The sequence below is a fragment of the Rania fehmarnensis genome (genome assembly GCF_056494185.1).
Genome location: NZ_CM151398.1, coordinates 7836385 through 7859225 on the forward strand (window position 1 = coordinate 7836385; position 22841 = coordinate 7859225).

At 54.9% G+C, this 22841-nt stretch carries 15 protein-coding genes; 6 read left to right on the forward strand and 9 right to left on the reverse strand.

Translation table 11 applies throughout. The annotated features are described in order from the left end of the window. Positions 1-517 precede the first annotated feature (517 nt). Both SH573x_RS26735 and SH573x_RS26740 read left to right on the forward strand, forming a co-directional pair. Positions 518-1540 (forward strand): BBP7 family outer membrane beta-barrel protein, encoded by a 1023-nt coding sequence (locus SH573x_RS26735; protein ID WP_479351115.1) that lies wholly within the window; start codon positions 518-520, stop codon positions 1538-1540. A gap of 162 nt (positions 1541-1702) precedes the next feature. After that, positions 1703-3205 carry an outer membrane protein assembly factor BamB family protein gene (locus tag SH573x_RS26740; protein WP_479351116.1) on the forward strand — a complete coding sequence of 501 codons (1503 nt, stop codon included), beginning with the start codon at positions 1703-1705 and terminating at the stop codon, positions 3203-3205. Positions 3206-3912: 707 nt separating this feature from the next. On the opposite strand, the gene SH573x_RS26745 is transcribed toward SH573x_RS26740, so the two are convergent. Then, positions 3913-4662 carry a phytanoyl-CoA dioxygenase family protein gene (locus SH573x_RS26745; RefSeq protein ID WP_479351117.1) on the reverse strand — a complete coding sequence of 250 codons (750 nt, stop codon included), beginning with the start codon at positions 4660-4662 and terminating at the stop codon, positions 3913-3915. Continuing rightward, a complete protein-coding gene (locus SH573x_RS26750; protein WP_479351118.1) occupies positions 4646-6139 on the reverse strand; it encodes a sodium:solute symporter family transporter in 1494 nt (497 codons plus the stop codon). Before SH573x_RS26750 ends, SH573x_RS26745 begins: the two co-directional genes overlap by 17 nt. A 265-nt stretch (positions 6140-6404) precedes the next feature. Between SH573x_RS26750 and SH573x_RS26755 the strand changes: the two genes are divergently transcribed. From SH573x_RS26755 to SH573x_RS26770, 4 genes are all read left to right on the forward strand, one after another. Next, positions 6405-7187, forward strand: coding sequence for an HpcH/HpaI aldolase family protein (locus tag SH573x_RS26755; RefSeq protein ID WP_479351119.1), 783 nt, complete (start codon positions 6405-6407; stop codon positions 7185-7187). Positions 7188-7341: 154 nt separating this feature from the next. Next, entirely contained in the window at positions 7342-8334 is a 993-nt protein-coding gene (locus tag SH573x_RS26760) for a Gfo/Idh/MocA family protein (RefSeq protein ID WP_479351120.1), read from the forward strand. Positions 8335-8340: 6 nt separating this feature from the next. After that, positions 8341-9147, forward strand: coding sequence for an SDR family oxidoreductase (locus tag SH573x_RS26765; RefSeq protein WP_479351121.1), 807 nt, complete (start codon positions 8341-8343; stop codon positions 9145-9147). A gap of 17 nt (positions 9148-9164) precedes the next feature. Next, the gene (locus tag SH573x_RS26770; RefSeq protein WP_479351122.1) at positions 9165-11507 is read left to right on the forward strand and encodes an aminotransferase class III-fold pyridoxal phosphate-dependent enzyme; all 2343 of its coding nucleotides are present in this window, start codon (positions 9165-9167) and stop codon (positions 11505-11507) included. A 992-nt stretch (positions 11508-12499) separates the two neighbouring features. Here the strand turns inward: SH573x_RS26770 and tssH are convergent. From tssH to tssC (SH573x_RS26805), 7 genes are read right to left on the reverse strand one after another with little or no spacing between them, the layout of a single operon-like run. After that, positions 12500-15244 carry a type VI secretion system ATPase TssH gene (gene tssH, locus SH573x_RS26775; RefSeq protein WP_479351123.1) on the reverse strand — a complete coding sequence of 915 codons (2745 nt, stop codon included), beginning with the start codon at positions 15242-15244 and terminating at the stop codon, positions 12500-12502. A 43-nt stretch (positions 15245-15287) separates the two neighbouring features. Further along, positions 15288-16319, reverse strand: a complete 1032-nt coding sequence (gene tssG, locus SH573x_RS26780) for a type VI secretion system baseplate subunit TssG (RefSeq protein WP_479351124.1) — start codon at positions 16317-16319, stop codon at positions 15288-15290. A gap of 15 nt (positions 16320-16334) precedes the next feature. Next, positions 16335-18182 (reverse strand): type VI secretion system baseplate subunit TssF, encoded by a 1848-nt coding sequence (gene tssF, locus SH573x_RS26785; RefSeq protein WP_479351125.1) that lies wholly within the window; start codon positions 18180-18182, stop codon positions 16335-16337. Next, a complete protein-coding gene (tssE, locus tag SH573x_RS26790) occupies positions 18179-18676 on the reverse strand; it encodes a type VI secretion system baseplate subunit TssE (protein ID WP_479351126.1) in 498 nt (165 codons plus the stop codon). The genes tssF and tssE overlap by 4 nt, the downstream gene beginning before the upstream one ends. Positions 18677-18725: 49 nt before the next feature. Further along, on the reverse strand, positions 18726-19526 hold the full coding sequence (locus SH573x_RS26795) for a type VI secretion system accessory protein TagJ (protein WP_479351127.1): 801 nt from the start codon (positions 19524-19526) through the stop codon (positions 18726-18728). 48 nt (positions 19527-19574) lie between these two features. Next, positions 19575-21194 (reverse strand): type VI secretion system contractile sheath large subunit, encoded by a 1620-nt coding sequence (gene tssC / locus SH573x_RS26800; protein WP_479351128.1) that lies wholly within the window; start codon positions 21192-21194, stop codon positions 19575-19577. A gap of 31 nt (positions 21195-21225) precedes the next feature. Further along, a complete protein-coding gene (tssC, locus tag SH573x_RS26805) occupies positions 21226-22737 on the reverse strand; it encodes a type VI secretion system contractile sheath large subunit (protein WP_479351129.1) in 1512 nt (503 codons plus the stop codon). Positions 22738-22841 lie beyond the last annotated feature (104 nt).

The following is a 22841-nucleotide window of genomic DNA, read 5'->3' on the forward strand; positions in this document are numbered from 1 at the left end:
ACCCGTAGCCGAAGGCTAGGCAATCGCAGCGATTGTCCTCGCGTGGTTAAGACATTGTGTTGAGCAAGCAGACGTTCAGGTAAACGCACAGATTGGTTAGAGGGTGCACCTCGCCTGGCGGCTACGGGTTAAACGAGGACACCTCGCTCGGCGGCAAATCGTTTAACCCGTAGCCGAAGGCTAGGCAATCGCAGCGATTGTCCTCGCGTGGTTAAGACATTGTGTTGAGCAAGCAGACGTTCAGGTAAACGCACAGATTGATTAGAGGGTGCACCTCGCCTGGCGGCTACGGGTTAAACGAATCAAAGCGCATCTTGCCGTTTGTATTGTTTGGAGCGGGGAGGCAACTATCCCTACATATCTTGGGTCAGCCCTGCCGATCCCCTGAAAATTGGACGTGATAGCAATAGACTCGCAACTCAGGATGGGGCGCGCCGCGAGTTAAAAAATTCACGTGGTAACAGATGGATCGTCTCAATAGAGCGGCTAGCCCGTCATTTCGTTGAAGGACCAACGTATGCGCCCCGTGGTTTTCTGGTCATTGTGCTGGCTACTAACTCAGAGTGCACTTGCTCAAGAGCCGGCTATCCATCCGGTCGATCAACCGTGGCCGGATGCCGGTGGAGCAGCCCATTCGGAAGTCATACATTCCGAAGTCAGTTCCTGGTGGCCGCATCGCAGCTCGTTGGACCGCATGGGCGTCGAGCTTGGTGTCTTGGGTCTGCAGCGCGAGAAACCCGACAGTCAAGTCGTGGCGATTAACCAGGTCAATGCCGAGATCTTGAACGCTGACCAGTTTCAAGGCGACCTGCAGTTTGGCCTCAATGCCAAGGTGGATTTCTATCGACTGTGGAATGCTCTAGGTGGTACCGATTTGCAGTTCGGCTACTTCGGCATCAACAGCATGGATGCCACAGCCACTGTTAATGCGCCGCAAGTCTTGCCAATCTTCTTTAATTCGGTGCCGGTCAGCCCCAGCAATACTTCCAGCTTTATCTACTCCACGAATCTATACTCGGGCGAAGCCAATTTGCGATTTATGTCAGGGCGACGCTTTCGGCCGATCGTGGGATTGCGGTATTTGAAAGTGGAAGATCAATTCGATGCTTTCGAGTCGATCAACGGAACCTCGGTTGGCGGATTTTCCAAGACCAACAACAGCCTGTTTGGCGGTCAGTTTGGCATCGAAGGTACGCTGCTGCGGTGGCGTAGCCTCGACTGGATTGCCAGTGGCAAATACGGAGCCATGCACAACAAGATCTACGGCTCAGCCAGAGCTGCCGATAGCACGGGCACAGGCGTCGTGCGAGACTTCGACGACACCGCCTTCGCATCGCTGGCCGAAGTGCAAACCGGCATACGATACAACTTTGTCAGCGGCCTGGATTTACTGGCTGCGTACCAGTGCCTGTTCATTAGCGACATGGCTCAGGGTCTGGACCAAAACCAAGCGATACCGCTGTTCCTACCCATCGGCCAGGTCGATCTAAACTCGCAACTCTATCATGGCGTCAACTTGTCAGCGGTGTTTAGTTTCTAGCCATCGTCTCCTTTCGCTCCGCGAAAGGTCCTGTCTGCTTTGGCTCCGCGAGAGGCAGTTTCCTTTTGCGGAGCAAAAGGAGACACTAGGCAACGCCCTCGTTGGCCTATAGGCTGGTATCGGTTCTGAGCTTCAGCACTCGATATCCAGTGGCGACTCACCATGAAGTCTTGGCAGTTGTTCATCAGTTGCATCGTTGTGCAAGTCCTGCAGGTGGGCCTGGTTCGTGTTCGGGCCGATGATTGGCCGCAGTTTCGCGGTCTTAACTGCAGCGGGATATCGACCGAAACCAAACCGCTGCCAGTGCGATTTTCGGCGAGTGAAAACTTCCAGTGGCAAGCGGAGGCTGGCGATGGTATCGGCGGGGCTGTGGTGGCTGCTGGCCGGTTGTTTGTCAGTGGCATGCTGGACGATCACACCGTACAACTGCAAGCCTTTGAGGCTGGCAGTGGCCAGTTGTTATGGCAGCGCAGTTGGGAGACTGGTCCGCTGTCGGAGATTCACGCGACCAATAGTCAAGCTAGCGCCACGCCCGCTGCGGATGAACATCGAGTCTACTTCTACTTCACGACTCTGGGCCTGATAGCACTCGATGCTAAAACGGGTCGCGATGCCTGGCATCACAAACTGCCGACACCCTTCTTTGTATTCAAGTGGGGTCCCGGCGCGTCACCTGTCTTGTACCAAGACATGGTACTCTTCTGTCAAGACGACGATCTTAACCCGGCCATCTATGCGTTTGATAAAGCCAGCGGTAACGTGCGATGGAAAGACGAACGTCGCGACATGGCCGTCAATTATTCGCACCCAGTCGTCGTGCGTCTAAAGGATCACGACGAAATTGTGGTCGCCGGTACGGGCCGCTTGATTGGTTACGCTCCCCAAAACGGTAAACGACTCTGGACGGCTCGAGTCTTGCTGCGCAATATCAAGACGACACCGGTGGTGGTTGACGATGTCATCTACTTGTCGGTACAGAGCAGTGCCATTGCCAATCAATGGCTAGCGGCCGTGGATCGCGATGAACACTCAGGCAATAACGACAACCGCTTGGACAAAGCCGAAATCGAGCGCTACGTGGGTAAACAAGCCGCGCTGGATGAGTTTCTCAAGCAGACATTCGACAAGGGCGACGTCAATCAGGATGGTTTTCTGGAAGGTGAAGAACTCGATCGCGCGTTTCTGGACCCAAACAATTTTGCGGGTGCAGACTTTAAAGCTTCAGGTGACGCAGCGGCGGAACAGTTCATTATGGCGGTGCGGGCAGGTGGCACCGGCGATGTGACCGATAGTCATCTGCTCTGGAAACACAAAACCAAGAGCACCGATCATATCGTCTCGCCGCTGCTGACGCATGGTCGCATGTTTCTCATCAAAGACGGCGGAATTTGCACCGTCTTCGGTATGCACGATGGACTATCCATGCGAGCTACCGCGCGGGTGGGCAACGGTGGCGGCTATTATGCATCGCCCGTCGTTGGTGATGGCAAGATCTACCTGGCTAGCACCAACGGCAAAGTCACCGTACTGAAGGATGATGACAGCTACGCTGGTCTGGCCATCAACGACCTAGGTGAAGCAATCACCGCTACACCTGCCATCGCCGACGGCAGACTGTACGTGAGAACCCGAACCAAAGTCATGTGCTTCGCACTGCCCGAGTAGCGACATTACGTTTGACTCGTTTAACCCGTAGCCGCCAGGCGAGGCAAACGCAGCGATTGTCTTCGCGTGGTTAAGTCATTATCTTAAGCACGCAGACGTTCAGGTAAACGCACAGTTGGGTTAGAGGGTGCACCTCGCCTGGCGGCTACGGGTTAAACGAGCCGAAGGCGAGGCAAACGCAGCGATTGTTCTCGCGTGGTTAAGTCATTATCTTAAGCACCCAGACGTTCAGGTAAACGCAAAGATTGGTTAGAGGGTGCACCTCGCCTGGCGGCAAATCGTTTAACCCGTAGCCGAAGGCGAGGCAATCGAAGGAGTGCATCCGCCAGAACTAAGCGCTGGTATTAAGCCAACAGACGTTCAGGTAAACGCACAGATCGGTTAGAGGGTGCACCTCGCCTAACGGCTACGGGTTAAACGAGCCGAAGGCGAGGCAAACGCAGCGATTGTCCTCGCGTGGTTAAGTCATTGTATTAAGCCAACAGACGTTCAGGTAAACGCAAAGATTGGTTAGAGGGTGCACCTCGCCTGGCGGCAAATCGTTTAACCCGTAGCCGAAGGCGAGGCAATCGAAGGAGTGCATCCGCCAGAACTAAGCGCTGGTATTAAGCCAACAGACGTTCAGGTAAACGCAAAGATTGGTTAGAGGGTGCACCTCGCCTGGCGGCTACGGGTTAAACGAGGACACCTCGCCTGGCGGCTACGGGTTACACGAGTCCCAATTCCTGGTGTTGTTGACGAGCTGAGTTCAGATAACGCGCGTATGCCTCTTCATCGCGTGTGCAGGATACGCCTTGGTAAACCATGGCAAAGGAGCGGCGATGGCGAGTAGTGGAGAGGTTGGCATCGGCGCGGTGGATGGTCATGCCGTGATGAGCTACGGCATCACCTGGCTCGAGAGGCACGGCGATTTCGCGCATAAAGTCATCGGGCGTGTAGTCAACAATGCCTTGTGAGAATCCCAAGATCTTGGAGCGTGCATGCTGGCGATAACCTTGCAAGTGTGAACCTGACACATAACGCAAGCAACCATTCTCGGCATCGACCTTATCGAGCGCCATCCAAATGGTGACCACCTCAGCTGGCGCCAAGCAAAAGTAGTAGTTGTCTTGGTGGGGCGGAGTGACATGCCGCGTGCCGGGTGGCTTGTTAAACCATTCGGGTTGATCACTGGCAACCGACTGACCAACAAGTGCCTCTGCCAACTCGGACCATCGCTCTTGGTGCTTGTAGTCGCGAAAGAATGGATCGACTCCCATATGTTGAAGTTGTTTTAGCGTCTCAGGCCGCGATCGATCTTCGTAGAAGGCATCGGCATCAGGTAAACCCGGTACAACTTCGCGAATATAGCGGTCCAGATTGTCGTTCAGTTTTTGAAACTCGGCAGGGCTTAACAATTGACGAATGACCACAAAGCCGTGCAGGTCGTAGAAAGCCTTCTCAGCCTGATACTTCATCTGACGTGCTCCCAGCAGTACTTGAATAAGTTATGGCGCTGACCAGGCTACCGATCACAATGCCGACCAGCAGTGAACAAGGTATCATCCAAACGAAACTAATCGTATAGGGCAAACCCAGTTCCTTCGAGTACGCGATCAAGATGGCAGTCGCGGCGCTGCAAATCAAGCCACACCAGGCACCAATGGCATTGGCCCAGGGCACAAATAGAGCCAAGAAGAACAGTACAAACAGTGGGGCTGTCAGCAGATTGATCAGTTTGAAACAGCGTTCGACCAAGTTGCCCACAAATAATAGATTCAACATGCTGACAGCGATTGCCAGTAGAGCCACGATCCAGGTCATGCGCCGCAAGCGACGCATGTTGTTAGCCGGTTCAGCAGTTGGGGTGCTGAGAAAATCTCGCTCCAGCACAGCACACGATGAATTCAAACCCGATGAGAGGCTCGAGAGGGCTGCCGAGAGTATCGCGGCCAGCACCAGACCTGCCAGGCCAGCCGGCATTTCATTCATGATGAACATGGGAAACAGTTTATCACCAATGCTCTTGATGCTCTCGCCGGCAGGCAACTGCGGTGGAAAGGCCGTGTAGAAAGCCAGTACGGCTATGCCGGTCAGACCGAGAAGAATGGACACCGTGCCATCGGCCAACTGTGATACCAACAATGTCTTGCGTGCGGCCGCCGGATCGCGCGTCGACAAAAACCTCTGAATGGACATCTGATCCGAACCGTTGGTGCAGACGTACCACAGGGTAGTCGAGAACACCAAAATGCCAAACGAGATGCGTACGTCGGGATCAAATCCCCAGTTCGGTTCTTGCCAATGTTCCGGCCAACTCTGCGGCCACCAATGACTTACGCCTCCAAAACGATACGTCACGACAGCTAACGTCATCAGCGCCCCAGCCAGCATCGTGAGCGATTGAATAGCATCGGTCATCACCACCGCTCTGAGACCACCAGTCGACGCATAGGCGGCGGTCAGCAAGCCAATCACCACGCATGATACAGCTGTCCATTGCGGATCGAGCTTGAGCAATGGAATGATCACCACACTGCTGGTCGTGAACAGAATCGTGGCCATCCAGCCCAACCGCAGCATCAAAAACACCGCGGCTCCGGCCGTGCGAATACTGCGTCCCAATCGCGTTTCCAAAATTTCGTAGGCACTAGTCACCCGTTGACGCATGAGCAGCGGAATTAAACCGTAACCCACAATCACAAAGATGATCGGAAAAGCCGCCAGCTGTGTCAGTAGCATCGGACCATTGGCAATCATCTCGCCTGGATGCGCCAGGTACGACAGCGTGCTTACCAATGTGGCAAATAGCGACAACCCCAGTGCAATGGGCGACATGCGGCGGCCACCCAAAAAGTAGTCGTCTGCTGTGCGATTCTGCCGCGAATAATAGGCACCTACCGCGATCATCATGACAGCGTAGATGGCTAGTACTATGAAGTCGACTAGCTGCATGTCCTCTCGCGTCCTCAGGTAGTTGCACTCGAATCAGCCCACGCACCCGACCGGACAGAGTATCATCTTGTGCGTCGCGCTGCATCACATGGTAGCGGAATGCGTCAAGCATTTCGATCGAAAGCCTTGGTAGCGGAATGCGTCAAGCATTTCGAACCGAAAGCCTTGACGGCTTCCGCTACACAGAATGACCGAAAGCCTTGACGGCTTCCGCTACGTAGAATGCGATCGAGATTTTTTAATTCCTTCAGCGAATCATACTTTCATGAGACCGAGCAGAGTCAAACAAAAATTGCGTCAAGGCGAGCCGGCTTTGATCACTTGCTGCCACTTCACCGATCCCAGCGTTTATGAGCTGGTCAGCTTGATGGGCTTCGACGGTATCTGGCTGGATCTGGAACATCACCCCACCAGCGATGAAACGGCTGCCGGATTGATGCGGGCGGCGCGTGTCGGCCAGTCGGACATTATTGCTCGGCCTGCCAAAGGGGAATACATGCGCATGGGCCGACTCTTGGAGTCAGGTGCGCAGGGCATCATGTATCCGCGCTGTGAATCGGCAGACGAAGCCGCCGATGTGGTGCGCTGGGCCAAGTTTGCTCCGCAAGGCATTCGCGGGGTCGATGGGGCCAATGGCGACAATCCGTATTGCACCATGCCCATGGTGCCTTACTTGCAAGCCGCCAACGAACATACGCTGCTGATTGTGCAATTGGAATCTCCGACCGCCCTCGAACAGTCCGAAACAATTGCCCAAGTTCCCGGTGTCGATGTGCTCATGTTAGGACCCGGAGATTTGAGCGTGGTGGCTGGCATACCTTATCAATTCGATCATCCGATCATCACGGATGCCTACCAACGCATCGCGGCTGCTGCCGCGGCTGCCGGCAAGTGGTGGGGAACCGTTAGCGGCTCTACCGAACATACCCAAAAGCTGCTGGACCTCGGTGCCAAATTCATCTGCCACGGTTGTGATCTGATTATGGTCAAACAAGGCATGGAACAAATTCAGGAACGCTACGCCAAGCTGGGGTTTACCTTCGGCTAAACGATACGCCAATCGTTTATTTTTCACACTTCGTAGCCACCGTCGCCAGACGGTGGAACTTCGTAGCCACCGCCGCCAGGCGGTGGACGCAGCCCGTGGCGACTATCCACCGCTTGGCAGCGGTGGCTACCAATTCGAGACTAACGAGTAACCCATGAATGTCTTGGTCATTGGCACCGGTTCGATTGGTGAGCGGCACGTACGATGCTTTCAGCAGACTGGGCGAGCCAGTGTCACTATTGCCGAGCCCAACGATGCGTTACGCACGACCATTGCCGAGCGTTACAACGTACCGGGCTACGCGGACATCAATACCGCCTTAGCAGATCAGCCGCATCTAACGGCAGCGGTCGTGGCTGCACCAGCCCATGTGCACATCCCAATTGCACTTCAGTTGGCCAGCGCCGGCAAACACCTGCTGATCGAAAAGCCGCTCAGTACATCTCTCGCTGACATCGAGCAGCTAATGCTGTTGGTCGAGCAGCAGTGGTTGGTTGCGGCCGTGGCCTATGTCTATCGCTGCTTTCCAGCGCTGCTGGACATGCGCGAAGCGATCGCCAGTGGTCGCTTCGGTAGGCCGCTGCAACTGGTGGCAACGTGTGGTCAGAATTTCCCAACCTATCGACCCGCGTATCGTCAGACTTATTACACTCAACATGCTACCGGTGGCGGAGCGATTCAAGATGCACTGACGCACATCATGAATGCCGGCGAGTGGTTGGTAGGGCCAATTGACTCGGTGGTCGCTGACGCGGCCCACCTGGCGCTGGCTGATGTCGATGTTGAAGATACCGTACACGTGCTGGCTCGACATGGTCACGTGCTGGCATGTTATAGTTTGAACCAACATCAGGCGCCCAACGAGACCACCATCACGGTCATCTGCCAAAAGGGGACAGCTTGCTTCGATACTCATCTTAGTCGTTGGCGATACATGCTGGCCCCAGATGAAGCGTGGCAGGTTCAGCCTACGGAACCACAGCCGCGCGATGCAGCCTTTATTGCCCAAGCCCACAACTTTATCGATGCGATCGAGCTGGGTCAGCAGCCGAGATGTACCCTGGCCGAAGGCCTGCAGACGCTGCGTATCAACCTGGCGGTGCTAGCCAGTGTGACCTCACGCGGCTGGCAAGAGATTAAACGGTAAGCACTCATGACTCTATCAACAACCGAACCGACCATCCAACAACTGTTCGATCTCAGTGGACGCACGGCGCTGGTGACCGGCGGCTGTGGACACCTGGGCTCCGCCATCTGCCGGGCTCTGGCCGAGGCTGGAGCTAGTGTCATAGTCACTAGCCGCGATCGCACCCACGCACAAACCTGTGCGCGATCACTGCCAACTGCTGGCGATGTTCGACACTTCGGGATCGCGCTCGATCATCTGCAGCCAGACTCGCTGGGTGCAAGTTTCACTGAAGCTCAATCGCTGGCTGGACCGATTTCCATTCTGGTCAACAACGCGCATGCAGCGGTAGCCGCGGATTGGAAGTCAATTACGCCCGAACAATTCAACCGCCAACTGGCCAATGCGACCGGCTACTTTACTTTGGCCAAGCTGTTTCGCGATCATGTGGTTGCGCAGTCGCACTCAGGTAGTATTGTCATGTTGGGTTCGATGTACGGCGTGGTCGCTTCGTATCCCGAGGCCTACGAAGACCTATCGATTGCCAGCCCCGTGGCGTATCATGCGCTCAAAGGCGGCATCGTTCACATGACCAGGCACCTGGCAGTGTATTGGGCCAAGGATAGCGTGCGTGTCAATTGCCTGAGTCCCGGACCGTTCCCCGCACCTGGCGTATCATCTGAACTCGTTGAGCGTTTGAGTTCAAAGAGCCCGATGGGACGCATGGGCATGCCGAGCGAATTAAAAGGTGCGCTCGTGTTCCTGGCGTCAGATGCCAGCAGCTATATGACCGGCCAGAATATCCTCGTCGATGGCGGCTGGACCGCATGGTAAGGGGCAAGGGTGTATAGATGGAGATGACGTTGAATCTGCACGATCAACAGATATGGGATGAAGAGCTAGATGCCTTCGTGCCATGCCGCGTCTTTGATGCACACATTCATATGTTTCATCCCGAGCATATGTTGCCTGGCCAAGCGAGCACCTGGAGTTTGGCTGATTTTTCCACACTGCATGAATGGGCGGCCAGGTTGTACCCCGGTCGCGAAGTTCACTTTCTGACCTTGGGAACGCCCACAATCGGAATCGACATAGACGCGCATAATGCCTGGTGTGTCGAGCAAGTCGCCCGTGATCCCATGTCGCGGATGAATCGTTTGGTCACCCCTACATGTTCGCTAGAGTCGATCGAGCGCGACCTGCAAAACCCAGCCTACTTGGGTCTGAAGCCGTATCGTTTGTATTCGGTCACCGGAGATATAGCTCAGTGTCGTATTCATGAGTTCTTGCCACACCCACAACTGGAATTGGCCAATCACCTCGGACTGTGGGTGACGATGCACTTGTCGCGTTATCATGGCTGTGCCGACCAGTGGAATCTGCAAGACTTGGAAGAGTACACACTGCGACGCTACCCGCGCATCAAATGGATTCTTGCTCATTGCGCGCGCAGCTTTACGTATTGGCCAATTCGCCAGGCGATCGATCGACTGCGAGATTTGCCCAACATTTGGTATGACGTCTCCGCGGTGACGGATCTCCGGCCTATGCTGACTTTGTTCACGCGTGAGAACCCTCGGCGTATCTTCTACGGTTCCGACGGCGTCGATGCCACTTACTTCCATGGTCAATACGCGGCCATGGGAAGAGCCTGGCAGTATGTGGATAGCGACAAGTTAAAGTTGCAGTTTCCTCATTGCGACGGCCGCCCGATTCTGGCGATCTATGAACAGCTACTCGCCATGAAACAAGCAGCCGAGTTGGCTCAATGGTCGCGCAGCGATATCGAAAACCTGTTTTGGGGCAACGCCACCCAGGCCTTCAATCTTGTGCCACATGCATCAGCGAACTCATCCAGCTTTGATTCCAAGTCGCAAACAACCTATCGTCGCGCCAAGCAAATCATTCCTGGTGGTACGCAGTTGCTCAGCAAACGACCAGAGATGTTCGCGCCGGGTTATTGGCCCACTTATGCCCAAGAGGCCAGGGGCTGCGAAGTGATCGATTTGGATGGCAGGCGGTTCATCGATATGACGACATCGGGCATCGGTGCTTGTTTGCTCGGTTATGCCGATCCCGATGTGACTCGCGCGGTCATAGAGCGTGTGGCCAAAGGTTCGATGTCGACACTCAACGCAGCGGAAGAAGTCGAGCTGGCGGAGTTGCTCTTGTCGATTCATCCTTGGGCCGAGCAAGTTCGTTATGCCCGCACCGGTGGCGAATCGATGGCGATCGCTGCGCGGCTGGTCCGAGCCGCGACAGGGCGCGACAAGATTGCCTTCTGTGGTTACCACGGCTGGACCGACTGGTACCTGGCCGCCAATGTCGTGGCCGAAGGCACTGCGGGTGACCAACTGAGCCAACATCTTTTGCCAGGGCTCGAGCCGGCTGGTGTCCCGACCGGCCTGGCAGGCACGCTGTTACCCTTTCGCTATAACGAACTGGAAGAACTCGAGTCGCACTTCCAACACCACGGAGATTCCATCGCCGCCGTAGTGATGGAACCGACGCGCGCCCTTGATCCAGCCGCTGGTTACTTGCCGCGCATTCGTCAACTGTGCGATCAGCACGGTGCGAAACTGGTCTTCGACGAAATCTCATCGGGCTGGCGCATGCATCTGGGCGGAGTGCACTTGAAATATGGCACGGAGCCAGATGTGGCGGTGTTTGCCAAAGCCCTCGGCAATGGGCACCCGATCGCAGCCATCATCGGCAGGCGCGCGGTCATGGATGCGGCTCAGCGATCATTCATCAGCAGTACCTATTGGACCGAAGCTGTTGGTCCAACAGCCGCCGTGGCCACGATCACCAAGTTGCAAACGCTCGACATGCCACAGCACACGACAACGATCGGTGAGCAGATGCGCCGCGGCTGGCAGGCACTCAGTCAGCAATTCAAAGTGCCAGCCAAAGCCACCGGTCACCCCGCCTTGTTGCATTTGGGTTTTGACTGCCCGCAAGCTGTGGCAGTGATGACGCTCTTCACCGCGCGTATGATCGATCGTGGATACTTGGCAGGCAGCGGATTCTATCCCAGCTACGCCCACTCATCGCAGCATGTATCCAACTATTTGTCAGCAGCCACACCGGTGTTTGCAGAACTGGCCGACGTCATCGCCCGTGGCGATGTGCTGGAGAGGTTGCAGTCCATCGGCGTCGAAGTCAAACACACCGGATTCGCGCGCTTGACATAAGCTTGTAGCCGAAGTCGCCAGACTTTGGACGCATGGCCATTGGTTTTAAAACGCAAAGGTCGCAGAGGCCGCAAAGAAGACCAGTCAAGTGAATCATCCGATTTTGGACTTCTCTGCGATCCTCTGCGTCTCTGCGTTTCTAAATTGGAATCTGCTAACCAAATTCTCGACCGACCGTGCGCTCGGGAGGGCGAATGCTCCTGCTGAGCCAAACACCGTCATGCAGCACGGACATAGTCGCGGGGAAGGATGGTCTTGTGCTGTAGCCGAAGTCGCCAGACTTTGGACGCATGGCCATTGGTTTTAAAACGCAGAGGTCGCAGAGGCCCCAGAGAAGACCAGTCAAGTGAATCATCCGATTTTGGTCTTCTCTGCGATCCTCTGCGTCTCTGCGTTTCTAAATTGGAATCTGCTAACCAAATTCTCGACCGACCGTGCGCTCGGGAGGGCGAATGCTCCTGCTGAGCCAAACACCGTCATGCAGCACGGACATAGTCGCGGGGAAAGAAGGTCTTGTGCTGTAGCCGAAGTCGCCAGACTTTGGACGCATGGCCATTGGTTTTAAAACGCAGAGGTCGCAGAGGCCCCAGAGAAGACCAGTCAAGTGAATCATCCGATTTTGGTCTTCTCTGCGATCCTCTGCGTCTCTGCGTTTCTAAATTGGAACCATAATCCGGTAGCCCAATTCGCCAGACTTTGGACGCCTCACAAAGCACACAGGCTAGAAGCCTATGCCACATCGCACACAGGCTGGAAGCCTATGCCACAACTGGTGCTCTACTGCATGAGTTTTTCGAGCGTCTGTCCGAGTCGTGGGCCGCGGCAATTGACAGCGGAGACTTTGCCGGCCAGCCACAGCTTTGATGTAAGCGTTGACGGTTCCGCAGCCTGCATTCACCGGATGACGTTCATAACGAGTGGTCCGTTCAGGCTACGGTACCGTTTGGTTAGTACATCAAAGCTACGGCTACGCCGCAGCACTCCAAGGACAGTTACTCGATATCAAAAGCGAACGTCTGGTCGGGGGTTACTTTCACTTGTACGCTGGTGATGGGTTTGCCTTCGGCTAGTCGCGAGAGCATGATCGTCGAGAGTTCCGGCAGCAGCGACCGAGTCAGAATGTGGTCGATGTTGCGGGCTCCGGTGTCGACTTCTTTGCAGCGATCAGCGATCAACTGGACAAGCTCTTCAGAGAAGCCAAACGTGGCTTTGTAGTTTTCTGCCAGGCGCTTGCCGACTTTGCCGAGTTTCAAGCCGATGATTCTGCGAATGACATGTTCGGCCAACGGATAATAGGGAATCAGCGACAATCGCCCTAAGAAAGCAGGTTTGAAAGTCTTTAATAACTCTGGAAAAATGGCTTCGACAAATGCGTCAGGTTCTGGAGTCGTGTCCGGATCACTGCAAAGGCTCTTGATGACATCTGTGCCCGCGTTGGTGGTCATCAGAATAACGGTGTTCTTGAAGTCGATGTCGCGACCTTCGCCGTCTTTCATCGTACCTTTGTCGAAGACTTGATAGAAGACATCCTGAACACCCGGGTGCGCTTTCTCCATTTCATCCAGCAACACCACGCTGTAAGGTTTGCGGCGCACGGCTTCGGTCAGCACTCCACCTTCGCCGTAGCCCACATAGCCTGGAGGTGAGCCCATGAGCAGCGATACTTTATGCTCTTCCTTGAATTCGGACATGTTGATCACCGTCATGTTCTGTTCGCCGCCGTAGAGCAGTTGAGCCAGTGTGATCGCAGTCTCTGTTTTGCCCACGCCGCTGGTGCCCGCCAGCAAGAAAACGCCGATCGGGGTGCGTGGGTCGTTCAATTGGGCTCGCGAAGTCTTGATCGATTGGGCAATGCGCTTAAGCGCATGCGATTGACCAACGATCTGCTGTTCCATTAGTTCGTGCAAGTTCAGCACGGTCTTGATCTCATCAGCAACCATGCGCCCCACCGGAATTCCAGTCCAGGCGGCGACCGTTTCCGCGATCGCATTGCGGTCAACAAACGGATGCACCAAGGGCGATTCACCTTGCAACTTCTTGAGCGCCGCTTTGCGTTCGTTTAGTTGAGTCTTCCAGCTCTGAATTTCTTCTGCTGTAGGCGGCACTGGTGGCGGTGCAGGGGTAGTGGATGGAGCGTTGGTCGTTGGGGCGGCTGTAGGGGCTTGGGAGTCGGCAGGCTGGGTGCCGCCATTTTTGGCTGGCTCTGGTTGTGTGGCGTGCAGTTTTAACGTGAACTCATGGATGGCTTGTACGATTTCACGCTCTTGGTTCCAGCGTTCTTGCAAGGTCTTCAATTCAGCTTCGATCGCCAAGATATGCTCGTCAATCTCTTTCAGGCGCAGCGTATGATCCGAACCGGTCAGCGACTCACGTTCCAGGATCTCGCGTGCAAGTTGAAACTGCGTTAGCTGGCGCTGAGCATTCTCGAGGGCAGGGGGTGTAGAAGACTGGCTGAGGTTGATGCGTGCGCACGCGGTGTCGATCAAGCTGATCGCTTTATCGGGCAGTTGTCGTCCGCTGATGTAACGGCTCGAGAGTTTGACGGCGTCGACAATGGCTTCATCCAGGATGCTAACTCGATGATGTTTCTCGAGCGTTTTGGTGAGACCTCGCACCATCTCGATGGCGACCGGTTCGCTCGGTTCCTCGACCTTGACGACTTGAAAGCGACGAGCCAAGGCGGCATCGCGTTCGAAGTATTTTTTGTATTCAGCCCAAGTCGTAGCAGCAATCGTTCGCAACTCACCCCGCGCTAAGGCGGGCTTGAGCAGATTAGCTGCGTCGCCTTGCCCAGCGGACCCACCGGCGCCAATCAAGGTATGAGCTTCGTCGATGAACAAAATGATTGGCTTAGGCGATGATTTCACTTCGTCGATCACCGACTTGAGCCGATTCTCGAATTCACCTTTGACGCCAGCACCAGCCTGCAACAATCCCAAGTCGAGTGTCCGCACAGCCACATCTTTCAGCGGCGCAGGCACATCGCCCGCCGCGATGCGCAGTGCGAAGCCTTCGGCTACGGCTGTCTTACCCACGCCCGCTTCGCCGGTCAGGATCGGATTGTTCTGTCGACGTCGAGTAAGAATATCGATGACCTGGCGAATCTCGTTATCACGGCCCAATACCGCATCGATCTTGCCCTCGCGAGCCCGCGCGGTCAGGTCGATCGTAAACTGATCCAGCGATGGCGTATTCACGCGGCGCGGTGCACCTTCGGCAGTAGTAGCCGTGGCGCTAGTCAAGTTGGTCGCTGCCCGGTCTTCGGCTGTATCGGCGCAGATTTCGTACAGGTTCTTGCGCAATGCCTCGCTATTGAGTTTTTCAAATTGACGCGAAGCACCCAAAACCGCGCGGCGAATCGATTCGTTGGCCATCATCGACACTACCAGGTGCGCGGTGCGTATTTGACCAGCACCGTAATCGATGGTGGCAATCGTCCATGCATCGGTCGCCATCTCCACCACATCGGGACTGAGCGACGGCGACTTGGCATTGCCAGTCTTCAAGCGATCCAGGTTCTTAGTCAGGTCGGCTTTGACACGACTGAGATCGATCTCATACGACTCGAGAATTCGAATGAAATCAGAATCATCAGCATCGATGAGTGTACTGAGCCAGTGTTCGACTTCAACGTTATAGTTGGTTCGCTTGACGCAACCAGCGATAGCCATTTCAAGAGTGCGGCTACCCATGGGGCTAAGGCGGTCAAAGAGCTTTTGCAGATCGACGTGAACCATGTTGCGCTCTCAGCTTTCTACTCGACAATGTCAGGGATGAGGTTTACTGGGCGAAGGGTATATCAGCTAGCTGGAAAAGTGGTTGATCAGCATCGTAATCATGCGGCCAATCGCCCAACCAGGTATTCCAACCCAAGCTGGCGCGTTGCTGGTCGTTGAGTTTAACAGTTGCTACATCTTCTCGCTTGAGGACCACTTGTACATCAACATCATATTGTGGTCCCACGTAGGTGCGTACGAGGTCGAACAACTGCCGCAGCTTAATTCCACCGGGACTGAACTCTTGAAAGTGATCGAATGTCAAAGGCCCCAGACGCAGGCGGAACTTGTTCTGAAAATCCCATATGCGCTGGCCAGCAAATGCTTCTTCACCGAGGTGATTGCCGATGGAGAATCCAAGTGGCTGGGAACCAAGTCGCGTCTGCTGACTGGGGTCGATCAACATCAACTGACCAACAAATTGCTCGAGTTGGGTGGGCACATTAAACGCTGATTGCACCATATCGACGACGGCCGAGCCTGTAGCCCGGCGATTGGCCAGGTGACCAGTAAAATACAGTAGATCGCTGGCTGGAAAGCTCAAGCGGTTCCACAGTCCCTCGGTGCGCATGCCGATCAGGGCTCGCAAAGCTGCGGTAGTACAATCTTCGGCTTGGGAGAAATGAGCCGTTTCGAAGGCTACGGGAAACTGATGCTTTTCCCAACAACGATAAAAGAACGACAACAGCCGATGATTGAATAAGTCCAAAAAGTCTCGCAGCGCAAAATCGCGCATGCGGGCCCGATCATTGATCAGCTGCGTGTAATGATGAGGCAGCGCGCCGCTGGGGCCGAACAGACCAAAGAAGGAAACCTTGACCTCCGGTATCTCGGCTTGCGCATTCCAAGTGCAAACTTCGGTAGCGGCAAAGTGCCCATCAGGATCGGCCTTCAGCACAACGGGTTCGGCGGTGGGCATTAGTTCGCCACCCAGCCGCAGACCGGTCTCGCGTTCAATGGTCCGTATCAACTGAAAGAAGCTGACTTCTTTAATCGCTGACGGATCGTGTGCATCGAGTTGTTGTTTGCGTACCACTTAAACTCTCGGCCCTTACAACAGGAATCGATCGCCCGCGCGCGGCTGGCCCTCAAAAATAACCGACATGCTCACCGACTCTCGTACTATCAACCTTGTGAAGGAATTAATGGTGGCCATTTGCGAGAAGAAGTTATCCAGGATCGTGGCAAAGAGGTAACGCCCCATACCGACCAGGCGCTCTTCATCCACCACCACTTCAACACGTACGCCACGGCAGAACCCGGTGCCCACTTCCGCCGATAACCGGCCGACGTCTCGAGAGTAAGAGATCTTGTCGATGGCCTGAATGGCCCGCTTGGTTTCGTCACTGCCATGCGCGTTATACAGACTGAGAATCTCCCGCACGGCTTCGGCACCGGCAGGTGTATTGGCCAGCGATAAATGATTCATCGACAAGTGCGACAATAGCCGCCAATAATATTCGTCGGGAACCACGGGTCGCAGCGTGCCTGTCGGTGGCGTAAGCATCTCCACTTTGACCGCAGCCCCAGCATTGCGCAGTGTAATCTTCGGTCGGCCGCGACCAAACGGTAGCCTGGCCACGATGTCGCGATTGCAACAAGTGGTGCTGACGTGGACCGTCCAATCCTGCAAGTTCTGTGGCTGCGACTGCAAATCGACCAGCGTCAAAAAAACTTCGGTACCGCGATCGCCATCGGAATCAGGTGCCAATCTTCGGCGACGTGAACTGTGCCAATACATCGCCTGCTGGCCCGATTGCTCGTGGTGGCTGGGCAAATAGAACGGTTTGAACTTACGTTTCTCTTGTCCGCCAGGACTGGTCGCATGCACCTGGTCAACCGAAATGACTTCTGTGCCTAGCGGTTTGCGGGCATTGGGGATGATTCGATACTCACTCTTGCTCTCGACCAGGCGAAATGACTCGGCCGATTGTTCGAAGAGATTGATGATTGGCGAACATCCCAAGCGGAGTGTATCGCTGCGCAGTTCGCGCTGTATTAGCGGATGAGCGCGGCGCAGCAAGATCGTCAGCTCAACTGACTGGCTGGAGCCAATGGCCGCCGACCAGGCTGCGCCCACTTTCAAGTCGGCGAAGCGAAACTTGGCTGGGCAAGCAAAGAATTCCCAGAGCAGTCGATAAGCATTAATGGTGCGCGGATCATGATCCAGCAGGCCTTGATCACTGGCGAAACCAGCCGGCTGAATTGCTTGGCGAGCCACGCGCAGACCACCAGGATGATTGGGCGATGTCAAAACCAATCCCACTGCATCGCGGAACAATGCTTCGTACAGTTCGCTGCCTAGTGCACTTGATCCTCCGAGGTAGAATCGCAAGTGCTCGAACTGCATGGCCGACAAAGGCAACTTCTCGGACTGGCTGACCAGCGTCAAGCGAATAGCCGCTTCGACTTGATCCTTCCAAGTCACATCGACATCAAAGGGCAATGGATGTTCAAAGTACTCTGCCTTGGTGACCGACAGCGGCAAGAGTTGCGTGTCAAAACACATGCGGAACGCGCATTGAACTCCCTCGGCAGCTTCCGTTTCCAGTCGTTCACCACGTTTGATCCAGCGGCCTGTGGGCACATCCAGCGACAGATCCGACAGCTCCAATTGACAGATCGACACCGGTGGAACCGGGGCCAGGTACTGCGGGTAAAGAGCTTGTAACAGCGTCTGGCAGATCTCAGGAAACTCGTCCTGCATCTTGATGCGCAGGCGAGCACACAACAGAGCGAAGGCTTCGATCAGGCGGGAGACGTGCGGATCCTCGACATTTTCCGCATCCGATAGCCGCAAGCGTCCAGCGATCTTCGGATTGCGACGCGCAAACTCGCGACCTTCTTCGCGAATGAATGCCAGTTCACGCTCGTAGAAGTCGAGCAGAGGATCTTTCATAGCTCGCTCGTTTTAACTTGGAACTGACCGACAGCTGGTGTTAAGAGTGAATCGAAGGCAACCGGTTCAGGTGCTGGTTCGGCGTGCAGCATACCATCAATGCGGAAACGAATGACCCGTTGCAACTGGTTCTCGGGATCCACTACCAATTCGACTCGGACATATTTAAATCGAGTTTCAAAGCGACGAATTGCATCTTCGACACGTCGCCGCAACTGTTCTTGCTTCTCGCGCGAGCCCATGGCCACACCGCTGAAATCGGGAATGCCAAAGTTGAGCACCGAGGTTTTCAGATGCTCTTGCTCATCCGACATTTCACGCAGGCAAATGCGCGTGTTGAGCAAATGTTCCAAGTCGCGCCGCACGCTCAGTTTCAAGTCGGCCAGGCGCTGGGCACGCGATCGCGGCAGTTCTTGACTAACGTCCGGTTCGTCATCCAGTAGACGATCCAACAAGGAAGGGACCAGCAGTTGTTCGGGAGTGATGCGACTCATCGCCAGTACCTCGGTAACACTTTCTTAGCACGTGAACACGTCCACATGCCTACTCGGGTTGAGTCACTTCGATGCGTTGAATGTCCATCCAAGCCAGGCTGTCTTGCCCGACCAGCACCATCCGCTGTCCCAGTCCATGAATGGGTCCTGGATCATCGCCGGCCCAGGTGGTGGCACGGCCCAGACGCAATTGATCGTCCCAGCCCTCGCTGGTGGGACAGGGATACCGCACAGGAATAAAGACCTGACCTTCTGGACCATCGACCACGTCGATCTCCGCTTTCCGCCACAGCAAGTCGGATGGGCGTTCGGGGGGACTTAGTTCGAGTGTGCGGAGTGACTTCCAGGGTACCCAGTAGTACTTGCCTGTGGCGGTGATCACTTCCAAGACACCTGCAATGCGGTCATCTAAATCGCGAATATCATCGAACGCCTGACCGTTGCATATTCCGGACACAGGCGCGCGATTCAAAGCAGCCTGTTCAACCAGTTCCGCGGATTGACTCGCATCGTTTGATCGCAAAACGGCGCATAATTCCAATTGCAGTTTGGCATCTGCGGGTAACTCACCAACCAGCTGCGGCGAACGCCCCTCGTTGAACACTTGTTCGCGCAGGATCTCACCGCGAATCAACTGTCGCAGCAGCAACGCGAAAAAACCGTCATCCTGACTTTGCTGGGCCGCAGTATCCAACTGCTTCTCGGCTCGATCCCATTCCGCTTGAAAGCAAAACAGTTCAGCCAAAAACAAGCGGCCACCGATATCGGTCGGCTTGCTCTTCATATAGCTGAGAGCAGCAGTGGTGGCCTCAGCCAATTGGCCAGCGGTATACAATGCTTTCGCGTCCATGGATGTTCACTAGCAAAGATTGAGGGATGGGAAAGTCGGAATGATAACTTACGTCGAAGGTTTTACCAAACGCGTATCGAGTCGAATCGAAACGCGCATGTCGTCCAGTTCATGATGCGGCACTAACTGGAAGACCGACATGTATTCACCTGCGCGTCCAGCGATGGAACTAACTCGAATCTCGGCTTCCAACAGCGGCTTGCGAAGTCGTGTCGTAGCACTAGCATCTTTATCGGGCGAGACATATTGATTGATCCAGTTCTGCAAAATGTCTTGCAATTCTTCGGGTGAGCCACAACTGCCGATACGATTGCGGGCAATATGTTTTAAGTAATGAGCGAATCGCGAGACGCACAGCATGTAGTTCAGCATCGCACTCAGTCGCGAACTCATGGTGGCTTCGAAGCTATTGTATTCTTTGGGCTTCTGGCAGGTGCTGGCGGAATAAAAGGCAGCCAGCGGCATATCCTTGGCAGCACACATCGGCAAGAAACCAGCCCCGGCCAACTCACGCTCAAATTCATCGTTGACGACATAGTCGGTCAGAGCTCGTGGAGCGTTTTCGTATGGTTCGGTCGTAAAGGGATCCGCAGTTGGTCCGAGCACCAGGCCACCGCTTTCCACTCCACGCTGCGCGCCGCGGATGTTGGCAAACCAACCGCTATCGGCAAAGGCTCGCATGAGTACCTCGCCCATGCCAAAGGCAGCTCCACCCCATAGATAATCGTTGGTCTGCGTTACGGATTCGGTAAATGGAAATCCCTGGCGTCTATCGTCGCGATAGGGTTGCCGCATCAGCAGCCGCGGCATAGCCAGGCAGACGAAACGCGAGTCTTGAATCTCTCGAAAGCGCTGCCAGGCAAAAAAGTCCATGCCTGAATGCAGGGTCTGCAGATTAACCGTATTCTTGATTTCAGCAAAGTTATCGACGGCGAACATCGACGGATGAGCATTGGTGATCAGCGGACAAAATGCGGCTGCGGCCACCTGCGCCAAACCACGCAGAATGTTCATATCATCAAAACGATGTTCGCGACTGAGCCGAGGATGGATAGCGTAGTCGGCCAGAATCGCCGAGAAAGAATTGGCACCAGCCTGACCAATGCCCTCTTCATAGACTTTCTTGAACAGTTGACTCTGATCAAACTCGGAGGCGTTTTCAAAGTCGCGGCTCAACTCGGCCCAGCTGACATTCAATACTTCAACTCGAATCGGCGCGTCGGAGTATTGATCTCGCGCCGCAACCAGGTACTCGAGGCCGCGCCACGACGCTTCCAGTTTTTGAAACGCGGGCGCATGCAAAATCGCATTCAACTGGCTCTGCAACAACGTATCGATCTGCGCCACATCGCGATCGATCTGGTCTTTTAACCAGTCTTTCCCCTCGTGGGCATCGACCGCACAGCGACGCAGCCGCTCGGGACCAAACCAGAGTAACAACTGCTCGTCGAAATTATCGCTTTCGCTGAACCGCTGCAGGCTTCCGGTTGCAACTTGAGCGCGTGTGTCATCCGGTCGCTCGCTGCCGGCAGTTCCAACTGCCTGGCTTTGAGTTAGAACCTGATCCAGCAGAGACGGTGTATCTGGGCCGGATGCGGCCCAGTTACCGGATTCTAATTCTCTGTATGGCTGACCAGCACTTTGACCCGAGGGCTCCAGCGAACTCATCGCGTAGTCCTTTGGTTGATAAGCACGTGGACTATTTCTTACCACTCGGGATCTTAGTGACTAGACGCAACGAAGCGGTGAGTTCTTCGAACTGCAGCCAAGGTCGCAGGTAAGCAACCGCGCTATAGGAACCAGGGGAACCAGGGATTTCGCTGACTTTGATTTCCGCCGCCGCCAGTGGTTTGCGCGCCTTGGATTCTTGGCTGGGATTGGGGTCACCATTGACATAGTTGGTGATCCAGTTGTTCAGCCAGGTTTCGCATTCTTCGCGTTCCAGGAACGAGCCGATCTTGTCGCGAGCGATGACCTTCAAGTAGTGAGCGACGCGGGAGGTGGCCAGGATGTAAGGCAGACGTGCACTGATGGCTGCGTTTTCGGTAGCCGCCACTCCGTCCTTGCCTTCGTACTGCTTGGGCTTTTGCGTGGTTTGACCACCAAAGAAAACGGCATAGTCAGTTTCTTTGTAATGGCACAAAGGCAAGAATCCGCAGTCGCTGATTTCTTTTTCGCGACGATCGGGAATCGAAACTTCGGTGGGGCACTTCAACTCCAAATCACCGTCGGCTGCGCGCACGATGTGAGTCGGCAGATTCTCAACCTTGCCACCACCATCATGTCCGCGAATGGCCACGCACCAACCGTATTGGGCGAAGGCATCGGTAAGACGCGCGCCCATGACGTAGGCGGTGCTCATCCAGCAATACTCATGATGGTCGGTCGTCTTGGGTTTGCCATCGGCGCCTAATTCAACTTCTTCAAAGGCGAATTCGTCGATTGGCTTGGTGTGAGCTCCATAGGGCAAGCGTGCCAACGTGCGGGGCATGGTCAGGGTAACGAAACGCGAGTCCTCAGTTTCGCGGAAACTCTTCCAAGCGGTGTACTCGACGTTATCAAAGATCTTCTTCAGATCCCGCGGTGTATTGAGGTCAGTCCAACTGTCAAAGCCAAACATCTCGCAACCGGCCGACGCGATGAAGGGACAGAAGGCTGCAGCGGCCACGCTGGAGATGTTGCGCAGCATTTGCATATCATCAGGATGATTCTTGAATTCGAAGTCACCCACCAGTGAGCCGTACGGAATACCGCCGGGCATACCGAACTCTTGTTCGTAGATCTTCTTGTAGAAATTGCTTTGATCAAACTCGACCGCCTTTTCAAGGTCTTTGCGGAGTTCGTCTTTGGTGCAGTTGAATACTCGCAATTTCAGGTCCGTGCCCGTTTCCGAGCTCATGACCAGAAATTGCAGCCCGCGCCATGAACCTTCCAGTTTCTGGAAGTGTTCATTGTGCATGATGGCCGAAAGTTGTTTGGAGACTTTGACATCGATGGCATCGATCGCGTTTTGGATCGAGCGGGACATGCTCTTGTCCCACGTGACAACACCTTCGAGCGCTTGTTCGGTAAAGTTTCGCAGGAGTTCTTCGGCTCGCGGCTTTTCGGTTTGCTTAGTGGCGTGGATGGCTTGGGTCAAAAAGCCTTTTTGTGATTCGGTAGTAGTGGTCGCTGCCGATTCAGTGGAGGGTTGTGCGTTTGGATCAGCCATTGATGAGGAGCCTTCTATGTTTTGGGTAAGTGTTGAATCGATGTGCTACTGCCTGAACCCGAAATCTGCAGGCGAGTTTGTTAAACCGTACTCAGAGGCAAAGG